This window comes from Runella sp. MFBS21, from assembly GCF_029433105.1.
Lineage (GTDB): Bacteria > Bacteroidota > Bacteroidia > Cytophagales > Spirosomataceae > Runella.
The window spans coordinates 55,521-71,433 of the sequence record NZ_JARNTW010000024.1; the positions used below are offsets into that span (position 1 = coordinate 55,521).

The following is a 15,913-nucleotide window of genomic DNA, read 5'->3' on the forward strand; positions in this document are numbered from 1 at the left end:
GTAATGTGTACATGATTTTGAAAATTGGTACATGTTAAGTTTATTTGAAACTTAGTGTATACTTTTTTCCATGCCTGAACTTAACAATACCTTACTCGAAAAAGACTCTACCAGTCGACAATTTGGATTAGATTTAATGAGAGCCTGTTCCATTATAATGGTGTTCTTGTCTCATTCAATTGATCTCAATCCCTTAAAACAACAATTCCCTTATTTTGCTTGGATGGGGTTTGGAGTGGAGGCCTTTTTTACTTTAAGTGGCTTTCTGATAGGACGTATTATATTAAATACTTTATTTTCTCCAGCAGTTTCTTGGTCGGCAATTTGTTTTTTTTGGATAAATAGATGGCTAAGAACTTTACCTGCTTATTTTGCTTCCCTTCTCATATATTTTATTTTCACTCCTCATTTTGGTTTAAAAGCACTGACATACCTATTCTTTTGCCAAAATATAATTACCCCAGTCCCCTATTTTTTCCCTCATTCTTGGAGCTTAGCGGTTGAAGAATGGTTCTATCTAACCTTCCCTTTGGTATTATTTGCTATTCATAAAATTGTGCCTAAGTTAACCAAAGGTAGAGTATTTTGGGCAGGTATACTGGTTTTTATAATATTTGGATTAGTCTCAAAATTTGCTCTTTATTATTCATATCAAACGCCACTTTTAGCAAACCTTATCCAAAAAGGCTGGGTCTTTCCTAGCTGGAAAATATTTCTGAATCATGCTGGCGACTGGGATACCATGCGCAAAATCGTTCCGTTTAGAATTGACGCAATTGCTTATGGCTGTATCATAGCGTTATTATTCAGTCTAAAGCAAAGTATCTCTACCAAGCAAGCGAAGTACTTATTTGGGTTAGGAGTCATATGTCTAGGTCTAAGCTATTTTATATTTGCTATGGAAGTCATCAATATCCACTCAAACTATCTTACTGATATATTTCTTCTTCCTCTCTTTAGCATCTCTTTCGCGCTAATGATACCTCTCGCAGCTTTAATCCCTCCCCCCCAAAATAAAACCCTCCTCAAAGTAGTTACTAATATAAGTTTGACTTCATATTCATTCTATCTTATCCATTTTTTAATCATTGAGCTTTTTTTGTATATCCAAAAAAAATACCTTTACATAAGTGGAATTCAATTTATGCTGTTAGTGGGCTGTTACATCTCAATCTATGCGGTCTCCTTTGTGATGTACAATTATATTGAAATCCCTTTTTTAAGGTATAGAAGTCAGCTTAGGAAAACAAGACAAAATAATGTAACATGAAACAAGTGTTTTTAATATTTATCCTACTAGCAGGAATGTGGGGATGTGGGATATTTGATTATCCAGAATCTACTCCAATTAGTGAACTTCCTCCTTCAAGGATTGATGATCCGTTAAAAGAAAACCCTACTAAGCCTGATACTAGTATAATAATTCCTAAAGATCCTACCGATACGGGTTCTAAAGATACCATCAAAGTCCCTCCTACTAAACCTGATACGACAAAAAAACCAGACAACCCTACCCCCCCTCCAACCCTTTACCAAAAGCTCGATAATTTTATTAGAAACAATAGTTCTAACTATGACAACAACATCATGGTCTTCATTCATAATGGGGACTCTTTAGTATATTCTTACAAGCAAGGTATATATTCGGAAGACAATGCACTTCGGATAGCATCCTCATCAAAATGGCTTACTGCCGCTGTTATAATGAGTCTAGTTGATGAAAAGAAACTCAAGCTAGATGATAAAATAGGAGGTTATTTACCCATTTTTAGCAAATACGGAAAAGGAGACATCACTATACGGCAGCTATTTGGCCATACATCGGGCATCATTACTGACTCTCCATTCGATGAACGAGACAATATTACCCTTGAAGCTGCTGTAGACTCTATTGCCATCTATACCCAACTTTTATTCCCTCCTGGAAAAGCTGTTTTGTATGGAAGTACTGCTTATAAGATAGCCGCTCGAATTGCCGAAGTTGTCGAGGCAAAAACATGGAAGACAATTTTTGAAGAAAGAATCGCAAATAAATGCGAAATGAAAAATGTAGTGTTTAATCCCAATGCCCCCATGAATCCCCATGCTGGTGCTGGCGCCGTTTGCTCTTTGAATGAATATGTGAAATTTTTAGCCATGATTCATGCTAAAGGCGTATACAAAGGCACTAGAGTGTTGTCAGAGGCATCTATAAATGAAATGGAAAAAGACCAAACAGGCTCAATGAATCGATTGTATGGTTTAGGCCTTTGGCGTTATAATTATAGCTCTGGCACGGCGATAGAGGTGAGTAGCCCTAGTGCGCTGGGGGTTCATCCCTGGGTAAATAGAAACAAGGGATATTTTGGAATCATTTTTACCCAAGCTGGCTTTGATAAAACCTACCAATCTAACCTAGCCTTTAGAGAATTAGTCCAAAATAATCTATAATAAACTGCTTTTGCTTTCTTAGTGAATTAGCTAACATTATGAAATAGCAAGCTGTTTTTAATATGTTTTTTATTACTTCTAAAATAAAGGCACTATCTTTGTCGTCTTTTTCTAATATCAATTTACCCCATTTACGTAAATACATCATGGTCGATTTCATCAAGTTATATCTTGGTACAACGCGTCGTTTGGCATATACCTTTACTACAAGCTTCTTCAATCCTACCGAAAGAAAACGATTAATGGACTTGTATAATGTCTATAATCACCAGGATCCTCATGCTTTTCCAATCGACCCCTATATCATTCCTAAAACGGACGTATTAGAAATCAATGGCAACGACAAAGCCATTTATGAAGGCGTCGATGAATGTGGTTTTGGACATATCACTGAGTTTGAACTGAAAGTTATTTGCCAAATTATTCAAAAGTATCAACCTCAAAGGATTTTTGAAATTGGAACTTTTGAGGGGCGTACTACCCTAAACATAGCTCTTAACGCTCCCAACGCTCAAATTTTCACTTTGGATCTCCCGGCCGCAGACCTTGGCAATACCAAAATGCAAATCGAAAAAACGGAAGAGGCCTATGTAAAGAAAACCCAATCTGGAGGGCGTTTCTTAAATCATCCTGCCAAAAAAAATATCCAACAATTGTTTGGAGACTCGGCTACTTTTGATTTTTCACCCTATTACAATTCCATCGATTTGATGTTTGTGGATGGCTCTCATGCCTATGAATATGTACTTAGTGATACAGATCGCGCCCTTAAACTCGTCAAAAAAGGCGGAATCATCTTATGGCACGATTACACTAACTGGGAGGGAGTCCGGGATGCACTTAATGAATTCTATAAAAATGACCCTTTATTTAAAGGAGTTAAACACATAGGTGGTACAAGCATTGTAATGCTGCAGGTATAAGACTCTCTAACGGGGCCGTACCCGAAAACGTAAAACGGCCCATAATACTAAGTATAGTATTCCTAGCAATAATCCAAACTCAAAGCTTAAAATCAACGCTGTTCTGTCAGTCAAACTCTGTAAGATAGCGTTGAAAAGCTCTTGAGGATTGTGAAGAATATCCCAACTATTCCACCTTCTGATTCGACCTAGGTAAATTCCAAAGCCAGCTAATGGCAAACTTACCAACAAAAGTGCATTGCCAATATTTTTATTATAAGTCTTTTGCCAAGACCGGTGCATCCAATACAATGATACTAGTCCATTGAAAAGACTTACTTCGGCATAGAAAAATAGCATAATCATGTCGTGGTAGGTAAGGTCGCTGCCCATATCTACCGAAAGATGCACCAAATCGGTAATCATATAAGGTGCATTTGGAAAAAACAGTACCCATACCACACTCCACACTCCTACCCATAAGGGCAATGCTCCAAATCTTTTGACAGAAACATCTACCACAAAAGCTACCAAAAGGGGCATCCAACTTAAAAAAAGATTCCAGTCCAACGAAAAATCTACCGCTTCTTTGAATTGAATCCTAATCATGTGGTACGTGAGAGCTACCATACTCATCAATAACAGTAGGAGTAATGGATAAAGTCCTTCTAACGTAATAATAGGTGGCTCAGCGATACTGAGATGGTATTTCCACAATCGATCAATTAAACGTTTGAGCAAAATATAAATGTTTTGGTTGTATAAAGAACGCCCAAAATCCATCCTGATTTTAACAATACAACTAAAAAGTTTGTGTAATCATCCAAAATCCTAGGATAAATCTAATATTTTCTTTTTAAGAGAACAAACCAAGTTTTCCTCCTTCTTATTTTCCTTTTTTCTGCTTGAGAAGAAGCTAAGCCTTGCAAGTATTTAGAAACTGTACCTAGGCTAAAACCTAAAAAATCCTATTTCCATTCAGTTATTTTCTGTAATTTGGCACGGAAAATAAAAATCTCACCAACTCACCCAAAATACCTATATGAATATTCACGAATATCAAGGTAAAGAAATACTCAAAAAGTACGGTGTGCGTGTGCAAGACGGCATCGTAGTAGATACTCCAGAACGGGCTGTTGAAGCATATCGTAGCATCGCCGAACGTACTGGTTCAAAGTTCGTTGTTGTGAAATCTCAAATTCACGCGGGTGGACGTGGTAAAGGAAAAATCCAAGGTTTAGAACAACGTGGTGTACAAGTAGCTAAATCGCCCGACCAAGTACGCGAAATTGCCACAAACCTCTTAGGACATATTCTAGTAACACACCAAACTGGCCCTGAGGGCAAGCGTGTAAACAAAATTTTCTTGGCCGAAGACGCTTATTATCCTGGCGCTTCTGATCCTAAAGAGTATTATATTTCTATTTTGCTTGACCGTGCCAAAGGATGCCCCGTAATCATGGCAAGTACTGAAGGTGGTATGGACATTGAAGAAGTAGCAGAACATACTCCCGAAAAAATCATCAAAGAATGGGTAGACCCTCGCGTAGGCCTTCAGCCTTTCCAAGCTCGTAAAATCGCTTTTGCGTTTGGTTTGTCAGGCAATGCCTTCAAAGAAATGGTCAAGTTTGTCTCGGCTCTTTATACTGCATATTGGGAGTCTGATGCGGCGATGTTTGAAATCAACCCCGTACTCAAAACTTCTGATGACAAAATCATGGCCATTGATGCCAAAGTTAATTTGGACGATAATGCCCTGATTCGCCATGCAGACCTTGCCAATATGCGTGATACTAATGAGGAAGATCCTCTTGAAGTAGAAGCAGGCGAAAACAACCTCAACTACGTTAAGCTTGACGGTAATGTAGGTTGTATGGTCAATGGCGCTGGCTTGGCCATGGGTACAATGGATTTAATCAAGCTTTCGGGCGGTGAGCCTGCCAACTTCCTTGATGTAGGAGGTGGAGCAAATGCCAAAACAGTGGAAGCGGGTTTCCGTATTATCTTAAAAGACCCTAACGTTAAAGCGATTCTTATCAATATCTTCGGTGGAATTGTGCGGTGTGACCGCGTAGCAACGGGGGTTGTGGAGGCTTACAAAGCCATTGGCGATATTCCGGTACCAATCATTGTGCGCTTGCAAGGTACCAACGCCGAAGAAGGAGCACGTATCATCAATGAATCTGGCTTGAAAGTTTACTCTGCTATCGAGTTTAAAGAAGCTGCTGCTAAAGTAACCGAAGTGTTGAAATCTTTGGGATTATAGTAATATCTTTTAAAATAAAAAAGCAACTGATAGCTCTCTCTGTCAGTTGCTTTTTTATTTACCTCATAAGCCATACTTTCCCGCGCCATTCATACTGATGAGAAGGCGTTTTTATCATATAACTATATACTCCAACAGGAAGAGGCTTATCTTGAAATGTACCATCAAAAGGCAGTTGAGTATCTCCTTTACCAAAAAATACCACTTCTCCCCATCTATTAAGCACCATCACTTCTATCTCTGGATATTGATCTAATCCTTTTAATATCCACAAGTCATTTTGCCCGTCACCATTGGGAGTAAATACGTCTGGAATATACAAGGGCCCTAATACCTCAATCAGTACGCTATCCTCAGCCAAGCAGCCTACTGGTCCAATAGCTTTTAAATGATACATTGTAGTAGTTTCAGGGCTGAAAATAGGAGACAAACTCATCGCATTTTCGATACCTGATGAGGGCGTCCATTGATAGGTATATCCTTCTCCTAAATCAATATCAATCTTTAATTTTGCACCTCTTATCAAACTACGCTTTTCACCCAGCTCTACTTTGGCCGGTGCCACCACTGCTACGGTCTGTTCTGCTTGTCCATTCAAACACTCTACTGGACCGTTTAAGGCGTACACAATAGTATGCATTCCTTTTCCAGCTTTAATAGGATCAAATACCCCATCTACCACGCCTCTTCCCGAAAATGTCCCTCCTTCAGGACTCCCCCTCAATTTGACAGGCTTCATTATCTCACTACAAAAGGGGGGAATGGAATCCATCTTGACGATCATTTTATCTACCATTGAGACTTCAAATACGCTAGAAACAGCAGTACAGCGATTGGTATCTCTGACTGCCACTGTGTATTTCCCCGCTTGAGTTGCCACAACTTGGGCTTGTGTTTGTCCTTGTAGTAGCTGTCCATTTAGCAGCCATTCAAAAGCTTTCAAATCCTTACCTTTTGCTTTGAGCAAGAGCGAAGCCCCCGGACAAAGCTCTTTGCCGCTAGCCTCTATTTCCACTACAGGTTCTTCATATTGAATCACTTTTACATCCTCCGAGTCGGTGGTGCAATTGTTAGGAGCAGTTACTTTTACCTTATAAACTCCTGGTTGTGTAGCTATTAGTGAATCTTTAATACCATTGATAGGCTGTCCATTAAGGTACCACTGATAGATATATGTCCGCCCATGAGTAGCGTTTAGAGTGACTTTACTCCCTTTACAAAACCCTGCTCTTGCAGCTTTCAAATCTGCTTTGGGAGGAGTATTTGTGATTACAATAGAAGAAGACGAAAGATAACCACAACCGTGGGGATCAGTTATTTTCAAGCTATAATTTCCCGTCTCCACTGCTTCCAAAGTATTGGAAGTAGCACTTAGGACAGGTCGATTTTCAAAAAGCCATTGGTAAAAAAAGGCTCCATCTCCACTTACAGCTGCACTTAATTTGACCGTTCCACCTTGGCAAGGATTGCCTGTCAGATTTCCCTCTGAAATACTAATATTAGGTTTAGGAAAAAGAGCAAGCTCAACTCCGAGCGTAACTACCATTTCGGGGCAATAAAGAGGTGTCGAAACCAAGCATTTATAATTTCCAATTCGATTATTTGTAACTATCAAAATCGAATCTTTAGCGTTTGGAATCAAAACATCGTTGAGAGTCCATTGAAATGTACTGTTTGCTAAAAAACCACTTGCATTGAGCTGCACAGTACTATCATAGCATATAGTGGTTTGAAGCCTTTTTTGAGGTTGCCCTACTTTAGAAACAAAAGTAATGGGCTTGCTTACATTGGTATTGCATACTCTTGTAGTTTCATGAGCTATTTTGGCAGCTGCTTTAGCTGATAAAATAAAGTAGAGTACCCAGTAAAAACCAATTAAAAGGAAGCGCCTTGACATACCAAACAAGATGAGTCTTTTGACAAAAATAACAATAAATCAAGAACTTATGTTGGGACTAAAATAGACTTCCTTACAACAATTGTCAAAAAGTGGAATTATTCAAAAATCTTCGTGGTTGAGATAGTAAACAATCTTCTATCATTTTATGTCAAAACCCCGCCTCATTTTAGACCAAGACGATGTATTAGCTGCTACGCACGACAAACTCGCCGATATTGTTTTCAACGAGTTTGAAACTGGTCTTTCACGCGAAGCTTTTAACAAAGTAGCATTTCATCAAATCCTTTCAACTGAACTGAGCCAACGTCTTTATCATATTATCCAAGCTCCAGGTTTTTTTAGCGATATTCCGCTCATCCCCAATGCCCGCGAAGCTGTGCTTGAGTTGAGCAAGAAATATGAAATTTTTGTAGCTACTGCCGCCCTAGAGTTTCCCAATTCTTTCCGCGAAAAGTATGATTGGCTACGCCAATATTTCGATTTTATTCCTTGGACCCACATTGTATTTTGTGGCGACAAAAGTGTTTTGTCTGGAGACTACCTTATCGACGATATGCCCCGCAACTTAAAAACCTTTAAAGGAAAGGGTTTACTTTTTAACGCTGCTCATAATCTCGAAGAAACAGCCTACCAACGTGTCATGAATTGGGAAGAAATCTTGCAACTTTTGGGTTGAGATTGATTGACTACAAAACAAAAGCCCGACGCGAATGCGTCGGGCTTTTGTTTTGTACCTTGATATTTATTGCTAAAACAAATGCGTAGGTGAAGCTTCTTTTGGTTTAGGCACTTCCACCCCTACCTTCGATTCTTTCATTTTGATGATTTTGGTCCAACTCAAAAACTTAATCACTGGGTAAGTAGGATCAAACTCAAACCATTTAGTACCAAAATTGACACGATTTGGAAGTTTATGATGGTTGTTTTGAAACAACTCTCCCATCATCAATAAGTCAAAAACAAGGGAATTTTTTGATTCGTCTTTGTTATCAAAATTTTGGTAACCGTATTTATGACCACTCCAATTGACGATAGCCCCATGCACGGGTCCCATTAAATAATGAATAGGCAACAACAAGAAAAATGCCCAATGCATATCTAAATAAATGAAGGCAAAAACATAAAACAACGAGTATAAAATCCCCCATCCTAAACGTGAAATCCACGAATCGCCTAGTTTTTCGAGTTTTTCCCAATAAGGATAATCACGCTCAAAACGAGCTTCTACTTTGACTTTACGATTCAAAACTGCGTTATAAAGATCTTTTGTTTTCCACATCATCGTAAATACATTTTCGGTATGATGAGGAGAGTGAGGGTCTTTATCGGTATCGCTAAAAGCGTGGTGCATACGGTGCAAGATAGCATACGCACGAGGGCTTAGGTAAGAAGACCCTTGCGAAATGTAAGTAAGGGCGTAGAAAAACTTCTCCCAAAACTTATTCATCGTAAACATCTTATGGGCAGAATAGCGATGCAAAAAAAACGTCTGACAAAATAAAGAAAGATACCAGTGCCCAAAAAAAGCGGCCAAAACTACGTACATGTAATGAAGTAGGTTATTTTTAATGATTTTAAACTTGTACAAAACTAAGGAAACCTTTTGGTAGAAACAACCTTTTTGAGGCGAAATTTCGCTTCCTTGCGTTTTGGGTTTGAATCAAATCAATAGGGTAATTAATTTATTGATTTACAGTAAGTGCATATTGTACCAAATTGGCGCCCATTCGCAAAGCCTGCTGACGTAGTTCTTCAGGGTCGTTGTATACACTCTGATCTTCCCACCCATTTCCTAAATCACACTCATAACTATAAAAACAAACTAACCTTCCTTCCCAAAACAATCCAAAGCCCTGTGGAGACTTAGAATCATGCTCATGTACTTTTGGGAGCCCATTAGGAAATTGAAATTTTTGGTGATATACAGGATGCGAAAAAGGTATTTCCACAAACTCTAGTTCGGGAAATACCTTTTTCATTTCACGGCGAATATATTTATCTAAGCCATAATTATCATCTAAATGCAGAAATCCACCCGAAATCAGGTATTTGCGGAGGTTACGAGCTTCTGAATCCGAAAATAGTACATTTCCGTGTCCAGTAAGGTGAATAAAAGGATAGGAAAACAAATCAGGGCTACCTGGCTCTACAATATCTTCTTCAGGAAAAATATTCATTCGTAGGTTTTGATTACAAAATTTAATCAAATTAGGCATGGAAGTTTTGTTGGCATACCAATCACCTCCGCCGCCATATTTGAGTTTTGCAATTTTGTAGGCATACTGTGCATGAGCCGCCGACAATATCCCTAGGATGATAATTAAGGTGGATAAAATTGATTTTTTGAGATTCATTGTAGCCTTTGTCTGAGGGTTTCAAACCGTTTCACTAACTTAACGCAAACTAATCTAATACGCAAGTTTGTGCAACAATTACAACGAATCTCTATCAAATTTAGTACCACTTATCCATTTTGATAAAAGAAGAAAAAACGGAAGTGATTGCTCGGTTTTTTTTCAATACCCGTCGTTTGCGGCGTGATACAGGCAACTGTACTCCGTTGCGCAATTCGACAAATTCGGGCGTCATTTCAACAATAAAGTTTTTGTTTACTAAAAATGACTTATGAATTCTGATAAAATCGGAGCCTTCCAATACGCCATTGAAGTGCTTGAGGGTTTTTGCTTCCAAATAAGCCTTTCCATCTTTGGTAAAAAAACGCGTGTAGTTTACTTCAGATTGCAGATACATGATGTTTTGGGTATCCATCATTCTGACAATCCCTCCTACGTGTAAACAGAGGCGATGAACTGATTTTTTTTCTACAAGTGGTAAAGGCAAGAGTTGTGGCTGTAACATAACGGGAGAGTATTAGATTGTTTTTGATGCTTCAAAGGTGATACATCTCTCCCCCTCAAATCAAATAAGAAGTAGTGAATCGTGTTATTAAGCAAGTGAACCGTGGCGAATTTATTCTTGAAGCGTATTAGAGATTGACATGGTGTAATACCTGACAAGCAGCCAAAGCTGCCGTTTCGGTGCGTAAACGGGTATTTCCTAGTGTCGCCATCCTAAATCCATGTATTTGGGCTAGTTCAATTTCAGAAGCTGTAAAATCGCCTTCGGGTCCAATCAATACAGTATAGCGCTCCCCGGAGGTAGCCGCTTTGAGTAAGTGAAGAGGGACTTCGTTTTCGGGTAAATGAGCTATCCATTTTTGAGTATTGGTATCGGATTGCCTCACAATCCATTTCTCAAAATCTCCTACTTCTACTATCTCCGGTAGATACGCTTGCAAAGATTGCTTCATCGCAGATACAGCTATTTTATGGATACGTTCCAATTTTAGCGTCTTTCGTTCGGAGTGTTTGGTATAAAAAAACGATATTTTATCAATACCTATCTCCGTGGCTTTTTCCACAAACCACTCAATACGATCTATATTTTTGGTGGGGGCAAGTGCTATTTCAATATGGTATTTTCGTGGTGGTTGGAGTATTTGATTTGTAACGTTAAGAATACAATTTTTAGGAGTACTTGATTGAACCACGGCTTCGTACCAGCTTCCTTTACCGTCTGTGACTTGTACGCTTTCTCCCTGACGCAGCCTTAATACTTTGGCCGCATGAAAGGCTTCGTCGTCGGTGAGGGCAGTGATTTCGGAGAAGTTGGGTTGATAAAACAAATGCATATAAAACACTATAATTGGGGAAATGATATAATCTTAGCAACGATTTGCTTGAAACTATTAAACTTTATTCTCAAACTTTATTTTAGGATTTTTCAAACACTTCATGGCTTGAGTAAGTCCTGCCAATGTGAGGGGAAACATCCGATTGTCGGTCCATTCACGAATGATACTAATGCTATGGGTGTATTGCCAATAATCTGCCACTGTGACAGGATTGAGCCATACCAAATGCGGATATTGCTCTTTGAAGCGATTAAGCCACACGATTCCTGCTTCTTCATTGTAGTGCTCTACACTACCTTTGGCATGAGTAATTTCATACGAAGCCATAGAAGCATCCCCCACAAAAATCACTTTATAATCTTTGTTGTATTTATGTAATACCTCCAAAGTAGGCACTCTCGTACTACGACGGGTATTGTCACGCCATAAAGTTTCATAAACACAATTATGAAAATAATAATGCTCAAGATGTTTGAATTGGTACTTTGCTGCCGAAAACAACTCTGAACACAATTCGATATGGTCATCCATAGACCCACCCACATCCAATAGCAACAATACTTTAACGTTGTTTTTACGAGAAGGGTGGAGGTGTATATCCAAGATGCCGCCATTTCGGCTTGTACCTTCGATAGTGGCATCCATGTCAAGTTCTTCTTCTCTTCCTTCACGGGTCAAGATACGAAGGCGACGTAAGGCCATTTTTATGTTGCGGGTATTGAGTTCTACCTCTTCGTCGTAGTTTTTATACTCCCTATTTTCCCAAACCTTAGCCGCCGTTCGGTTGCCAGAAGAAGGGCCTTTTAGTCGAAATCCCTCAGGATTGTATCCATTGAAACCAAAAGGCGAAGTACCGCCCGTACCTATCCAAGTATTACCACCATCGTGTCGTTCGTTTTGGTTTTGGAGCAATTCTTGAAACCTTTCAAATAGCTTGTCTAATCCTCCCATACGCTCAATTAGAGCCTTTTCTTCTTCTGTGAGCTCACGCATTAGCGCATTTTCAAACCATTCGGGTGGAAGATTGGTATCAAGTATTTTGGTTTGTACCGACTGCGCATTTTTGAAATATTCCGTAAAAAGTCGGTCAAACAAATCATAGTGCATTTCATTTTTGATGAGGGCTGTTCGGCTGAAATAATAAAACTCTTCCACACTCATATCGACAATTTGTTTTTTCAAACCTTCCAACAACACGAGATATTCGCCTACCGAGACAGGTAGGGCGTGTTTTTTGAGCAACAAAAAGAAATCAAGAAACATAGCTTAGTGAAAGTTAGTAAGGTTTAAACCCTTTGGCTCGGAGAGCAGCATACAAGTCATGGTCTTGTTCGTTTTTCAATAAAGCTCCTAAAAACGGTGGCACTTCAGGCATCGTCTCCAAATCTTTGAGATCGTCGGAAGATACTTTAGCCCATACAAGGAGTTTTATCCAGTCAATAAGCTCACTAGTAGAAGGCTTTTTCTTGAGGGCTTTGACTTCTCTTACGGCAAAAAATGCTTTTAAAGCACGTTCCAGCAGTTCTTTGTCAAGCTCAGGATAATGCACCTCCACAATCTGCTGCATGGTGGTTCGGTCAGGAAAACGGATAAAATGAAAAAAACATCTTCTCAAAAATGCGTCAGGAAGCTCCTTTTCATTGTTGGAAGTAATAATCACGATAGGTCGCTGCTTGGCAGAAATAGTTCGGTTGAGTTCATAACAAAAAAACTCCATGCGGTCGAGTTCTTGGAGCAAATCATTCGGAAATTCTATGTCAGCTTTATCAATTTCGTCAATCAGCAACACCACCTGCTCCTCAGACTCAAAAGCCTCCCATAGTTTTCCTTTTTTGATGTAGTTTTCGACCTCATATACTCGTTTATCACCTAGCTGTGAGTCTCGTAAACGTGATACAGCATCATATTCATACAAGCCCTGATGCGCCGTAGTGGTAGATTTGACATGCCACGTAATGAGCCGTTTACCCAAAGCTTTTGATACTTCATAAGCCAACATGGTTTTGCCAGTCCCTGGCTCGCCTTTGATTAGTAGGGGTTTTTGTAAACTTACTGAGGCATTGACCGCCACGGCCAACTCGCGCGTAGCAACGTATTTTTCGGTACCTTCAAAAGAGGGAGTCATAAACTATCATTCTTTATACAGTCGCAAATTAAGCTTTTTAGGCGTATCATTTTTTCTTTTTGAGTAAAAACAAGAAACCACAAGAGGTATAAAAAACCGTTCCAATACTTATTATAATAAGTTTAGCAAAACATCAACCAGAATGTATCTCAACCTCGACGCTCAAAAAAATAATACTTATGATGCCATTGTCATTGGCTCCGGAATCAGTGGTGGATGGGCCGCTAAAGAACTGACAGAAAAAGGTTTGCGAACCCTCGTGCTAGAGCGTAGCCGTGACGTAAAACACGTGACCGATTATCCCACTACGATGTCAGCGCCTTGGGAAATGGCTCATCGCGGGCGGCTTCCGCTCGAAATCGCCGAGCGGGTGCCTATCCAACGCAAAACCGGCCCCGCCGCCAATGAATATAGTAATCACTTCTTTGTAAAAGACGATGAGCATCCTTATACCCAAGTCAAACCTTTTGACTGGACAAGAGGCTATCAAGTTGGGGGCAAATCGCTCATGTGGGCGCGGTGGGTTCAGCGTTGGAATGAAGACAATTTTGAAGAAAATGCCCGCGAAGGAATTGGGGTTGATTGGCCTATTAGGTATAAAGACATGGCCCCTTGGTATAGCTATGTTGAAAAATTTATCGGAGTAGCAGGCAACAAAGACGGGATTAAAACCCTGCCCGACGGCGAATTCTTACCCCCTTTTGAGCTCAATTGTTTAGAAAAACATTTCCAACAAACTGTTGCCAAACATTACAACGACCGTCATTTTATTATCAGCCGAACTGCCAATCTGAGCAAGCCTTCGGCTATTCATACCGCTCTAGGGCGCTCGGCTTGTCAATCTCGCAACTGGTGTAGCCGTGGGTGCCCGTTTGGGGCGTATTTTAGCACGCAGTCTTCCACTTTGCCCGCCGCCGTCAAAACTGGCAAGCTCACACTGTTGCCTTTTTCTATCGTACATTCTATCATTTATGACGACAAAAAAGGAAAAGCTACGGGCGTCAGAGTCATTGATGCCAATACCCTTGCTATGACCGAATATTATGCCCGTATCATCTTTGTCAATGCTGGTACCCTCAACAGTACTGCTATCATGATGAACTCTGTTTCGCATCGTTTTCCAAACGGCCTAGGCAACGATAGTGGTGCCTTGGGGCACTATCTTATGGATCACAACTATCGCATCCGAGTTAGCGGCGTCTATGAAGGTCATGATTTTGATGACCAATATTACTTCGGACGACGCCCTGCGGGCTCTTATGTACCTCGTTTTCGCAACTTAGGCAACGACCGCCAAAAAGATTTTGTACGGGGCTATGCCTATGCCTGCGGTGCAGGAAGGCAAGGCTGGGAACGTGGCTCCGGAAATTTGGAGTTTGGTAGCGAATTTAAAGAAAGCATGACCCGCCCTGGCCGTTGGACTTTCAGCATGACAGGCATGGGGGAAATGCTCCCGCATATCGACAACAAAATAGAACTCGACCACGACAAAAAAGATAAATGGGGCTTACCTACCCTCAAAATTGACTGTCGGTGGAATGAGAATGAAGACAAAATGGTATTGGATGCAATCGAACAGGCGCAAGAAATGATGCATCATGCAGGTATTAAAGTAACCGCCGCTTTCGACAATCACCAAGCACCCGGACTTGCTATCCATGAAATGGGCACCGCTCGAATGGGGCGCGATTCAAAGACCTCCGTACTAAATGGCTTCAATCAAGTACACGCTTGCAAAAATGTGTTTGTGTCTGACGGTGCTTGCATGGCTTCTTCGGCTTGTCAAAATCCTTCCCTAACTTATATGGCTTTGACGGCACGAGCCGCCGATTATGCGGTCAAAGAAATGAAAAAACAAAATCTCTAATTTATTGAATTAAAAAACTTTCACCCATTCAATGCTGGGTTTTTAGAGCTTGGGTATGACTGAACGACAATTTTTCGGACAAAGGTGCTTGCTGAGGAAGGGCCTCAAAACGATAGCCTTTTCCTGATAAATCCTCTAGCATCCGAGGCAACACATAGCTCATGTTTCGCCATGCTTTGAGGCTATCATGCAGCACTACAATCGACCCTGGGCTAGTATAGCGCAGGGTTTTTTCTAAGCAACGATCTGGACTAAGGTATTTCTCGAAATCGCCCGTAAGTACTTCCCACATTACAATGTGATGGTCTTCCAAAAGAGGCTTGGCTTGACTCAGTTTGATGCGCCCATAAGGAGGTCTAAACAAGTTGGTCTCCACAGGTAGTATATCATTACATCTACCTACATTTTCCCAGTACATGGTATCATTGGTTTTCCAACCATTAAGATGATTGAAAGTATGATTACCAATACTGTGCCCTTGGGCTACGAGTTTTGCAAAAATATCAGGGTGCTTACATACGTTATCACCAATACAAAAAAAAGTTGCTTTTGCTTGGTATTTAGCGAGTTGCTCTAGCACCCACTCTGTTACGTCTGGAATAGGGCCATCATCAAACGTAAGGTATACCACTTTCTCTTGAGTCGGAATATTCCACACAAAAGGCGCATAGATAGCCTTTAGTAAAAGAGGAGACTTATGTACAAACAATGGGATCATGAGCTGTTTTT

15 protein-coding genes are annotated in these 15,913 nt (G+C 40.2%); 6 read left to right on the plus strand and 9 right to left on the minus strand.

Annotated elements, in window-relative coordinates:
* Window positions 1-70 precede the first annotated feature (70 nt).
* From P1X15_RS28255 to P1X15_RS28265, 3 genes are all read left to right on the plus strand, one after another.
* Window positions 71-1,270: an acyltransferase gene (locus P1X15_RS28255; protein WP_277341484.1), complete on the plus strand. Its 1,200-nt coding sequence runs from the start codon at window positions 71-73 to the stop codon at window positions 1,268-1,270.
* Window positions 1,267-2,430, plus strand: a complete 1,164-nt coding sequence (locus P1X15_RS28260; protein WP_277341485.1) for a serine hydrolase — start codon at window positions 1,267-1,269, stop codon at window positions 2,428-2,430. The genes P1X15_RS28255 and P1X15_RS28260 overlap by 4 nt, the downstream gene beginning before the upstream one ends.
* Before the next feature lie 146 nt (window positions 2,431-2,576).
* Window positions 2,577-3,353, plus strand: a complete 777-nt coding sequence (locus P1X15_RS28265; RefSeq protein WP_277341486.1) for a class I SAM-dependent methyltransferase — start codon at window positions 2,577-2,579, stop codon at window positions 3,351-3,353.
* Between the two features lie 6 nt (window positions 3,354-3,359).
* Here P1X15_RS28265 and P1X15_RS28270 read toward each other — a convergent pair whose 3' ends face one another.
* Window positions 3,360-4,073 (minus strand): DUF1361 domain-containing protein, encoded by a 714-nt coding sequence (locus tag P1X15_RS28270; RefSeq protein WP_277341487.1) that lies wholly within the window; start codon window positions 4,071-4,073, stop codon window positions 3,360-3,362.
* 301 nt (window positions 4,074-4,374) lie between these two features.
* Here P1X15_RS28270 and sucC point away from each other — a divergent pair, with 301 nt between their 5' ends.
* Entirely contained in the window at window positions 4,375-5,598 is a 1,224-nt protein-coding gene (gene sucC / locus P1X15_RS28275; protein ID WP_277341488.1) for an ADP-forming succinate--CoA ligase subunit beta, read from the plus strand.
* 58 nt (window positions 5,599-5,656) lie between these two features.
* On the opposite strand, the gene P1X15_RS28280 is transcribed toward sucC, so the two are convergent.
* Entirely contained in the window at window positions 5,657-7,495 is a 1,839-nt protein-coding gene (locus P1X15_RS28280) for a gliding motility-associated C-terminal domain-containing protein (protein WP_277341489.1), read from the minus strand.
* Window positions 7,496-7,643: 148 nt separating this feature from the next.
* Here P1X15_RS28280 and P1X15_RS28285 point away from each other — a divergent pair, with 148 nt between their 5' ends.
* A complete protein-coding gene (locus tag P1X15_RS28285) occupies window positions 7,644-8,174 on the plus strand; it encodes a 5' nucleotidase, NT5C type (protein ID WP_028664705.1) in 531 nt (176 codons plus the stop codon).
* A 72-nt stretch (window positions 8,175-8,246) separates the two neighbouring features.
* Here P1X15_RS28285 and P1X15_RS28290 read toward each other — a convergent pair whose 3' ends face one another.
* From P1X15_RS28290 to P1X15_RS28315, 6 genes are all read right to left on the minus strand, one after another.
* Window positions 8,247-9,044 (minus strand): acyl-CoA desaturase, encoded by a 798-nt coding sequence (locus P1X15_RS28290; RefSeq protein WP_277341490.1) that lies wholly within the window; start codon window positions 9,042-9,044, stop codon window positions 8,247-8,249.
* A gap of 136 nt (window positions 9,045-9,180) precedes the next feature.
* Window positions 9,181-9,852: a DUF4159 domain-containing protein gene (locus tag P1X15_RS28295; RefSeq protein ID WP_277341491.1), complete on the minus strand. Its 672-nt coding sequence runs from the start codon at window positions 9,850-9,852 to the stop codon at window positions 9,181-9,183.
* A 100-nt stretch (window positions 9,853-9,952) separates the two neighbouring features.
* Window positions 9,953-10,357 (minus strand): LytTR family DNA-binding domain-containing protein, encoded by a 405-nt coding sequence (locus P1X15_RS28300; RefSeq protein ID WP_277341492.1) that lies wholly within the window; start codon window positions 10,355-10,357, stop codon window positions 9,953-9,955.
* A gap of 127 nt (window positions 10,358-10,484) precedes the next feature.
* Window positions 10,485-11,189, minus strand: a complete 705-nt coding sequence (locus tag P1X15_RS28305; protein ID WP_277341493.1) for a 16S rRNA (uracil(1498)-N(3))-methyltransferase — start codon at window positions 11,187-11,189, stop codon at window positions 10,485-10,487.
* A 57-nt stretch (window positions 11,190-11,246) separates the two neighbouring features.
* Complete coding sequence (locus tag P1X15_RS28310; protein ID WP_277341494.1) at window positions 11,247-12,455, minus strand: VWA domain-containing protein; 1,209 nt, start codon at window positions 12,453-12,455, stop codon at window positions 11,247-11,249.
* A 13-nt stretch (window positions 12,456-12,468) separates the two neighbouring features.
* The gene (locus P1X15_RS28315) at window positions 12,469-13,317 is read right to left on the minus strand and encodes a MoxR family ATPase (RefSeq protein WP_277341495.1); all 849 of its coding nucleotides are present in this window, start codon (window positions 13,315-13,317) and stop codon (window positions 12,469-12,471) included.
* 142 nt (window positions 13,318-13,459) lie between these two features.
* On the opposite strand from P1X15_RS28315, the gene P1X15_RS28320 reads away from it, so the two are divergent.
* Entirely contained in the window at window positions 13,460-15,184 is a 1,725-nt protein-coding gene (locus tag P1X15_RS28320; RefSeq protein ID WP_277341496.1) for a GMC oxidoreductase, read from the plus strand.
* 28 nt (window positions 15,185-15,212) lie between these two features.
* Here P1X15_RS28320 and P1X15_RS28325 read toward each other — a convergent pair whose 3' ends face one another.
* Window positions 15,213-15,902, minus strand: a complete 690-nt coding sequence (locus P1X15_RS28325; protein ID WP_277341497.1) for a polysaccharide deacetylase family protein — start codon at window positions 15,900-15,902, stop codon at window positions 15,213-15,215.
* Window positions 15,903-15,913: the final 11 nt, after the last annotated feature.

Bases quoted from the DNA above. Each gene is read 5' to 3' on its own strand.
- P1X15_RS28315 (WP_277341495.1), bottom strand. From the start codon at position 13,317: ATGACTCCCTCTTTTGAAGGTACCGAAAAATACGTTGCTACGCGCGAG.
- P1X15_RS28325 (WP_277341497.1), bottom strand. From the start codon at position 15,902: ATGATCCCATTGTTTGTACATAAGTCTCCTCTTTTACTAAAGGCTATC.
- P1X15_RS28290 (WP_277341490.1), bottom strand. From the start codon at position 9,044: ATGTACGTAGTTTTGGCCGCTTTTTTTGGGCACTGGTATCTTTCTTTA.
- P1X15_RS28305 (WP_277341493.1), bottom strand. From the start codon at position 11,189: ATGCATTTGTTTTATCAACCCAACTTCTCCGAAATCACTGCCCTCACC.
- P1X15_RS28260 (WP_277341485.1), top strand. From the start codon at position 1,267: ATGAAACAAGTGTTTTTAATATTTATCCTACTAGCAGGAATGTGGGGA.
- P1X15_RS28320 (WP_277341496.1), top strand. From the start codon at position 13,460: ATGTATCTCAACCTCGACGCTCAAAAAAATAATACTTATGATGCCATT.
- sucC (WP_277341488.1), top strand. From the start codon at position 4,375: ATGAATATTCACGAATATCAAGGTAAAGAAATACTCAAAAAGTACGGT.
- P1X15_RS28285 (WP_028664705.1), top strand. From the start codon at position 7,644: ATGTCAAAACCCCGCCTCATTTTAGACCAAGACGATGTATTAGCTGCT.
- P1X15_RS28310 (WP_277341494.1), bottom strand. From the start codon at position 12,455: ATGTTTCTTGATTTCTTTTTGTTGCTCAAAAAACACGCCCTACCTGTC.
- P1X15_RS28300 (WP_277341492.1), bottom strand. From the start codon at position 10,357: ATGTTACAGCCACAACTCTTGCCTTTACCACTTGTAGAAAAAAAATCA.
- P1X15_RS28295 (WP_277341491.1), bottom strand. From the start codon at position 9,852: ATGAATCTCAAAAAATCAATTTTATCCACCTTAATTATCATCCTAGGG.
- P1X15_RS28280 (WP_277341489.1), bottom strand. From the start codon at position 7,495: ATGTCAAGGCGCTTCCTTTTAATTGGTTTTTACTGGGTACTCTACTTT.
- P1X15_RS28265 (WP_277341486.1), top strand. From the start codon at position 2,577: ATGGTCGATTTCATCAAGTTATATCTTGGTACAACGCGTCGTTTGGCA.
- P1X15_RS28255 (WP_277341484.1), top strand. From the start codon at position 71: ATGCCTGAACTTAACAATACCTTACTCGAAAAAGACTCTACCAGTCGA.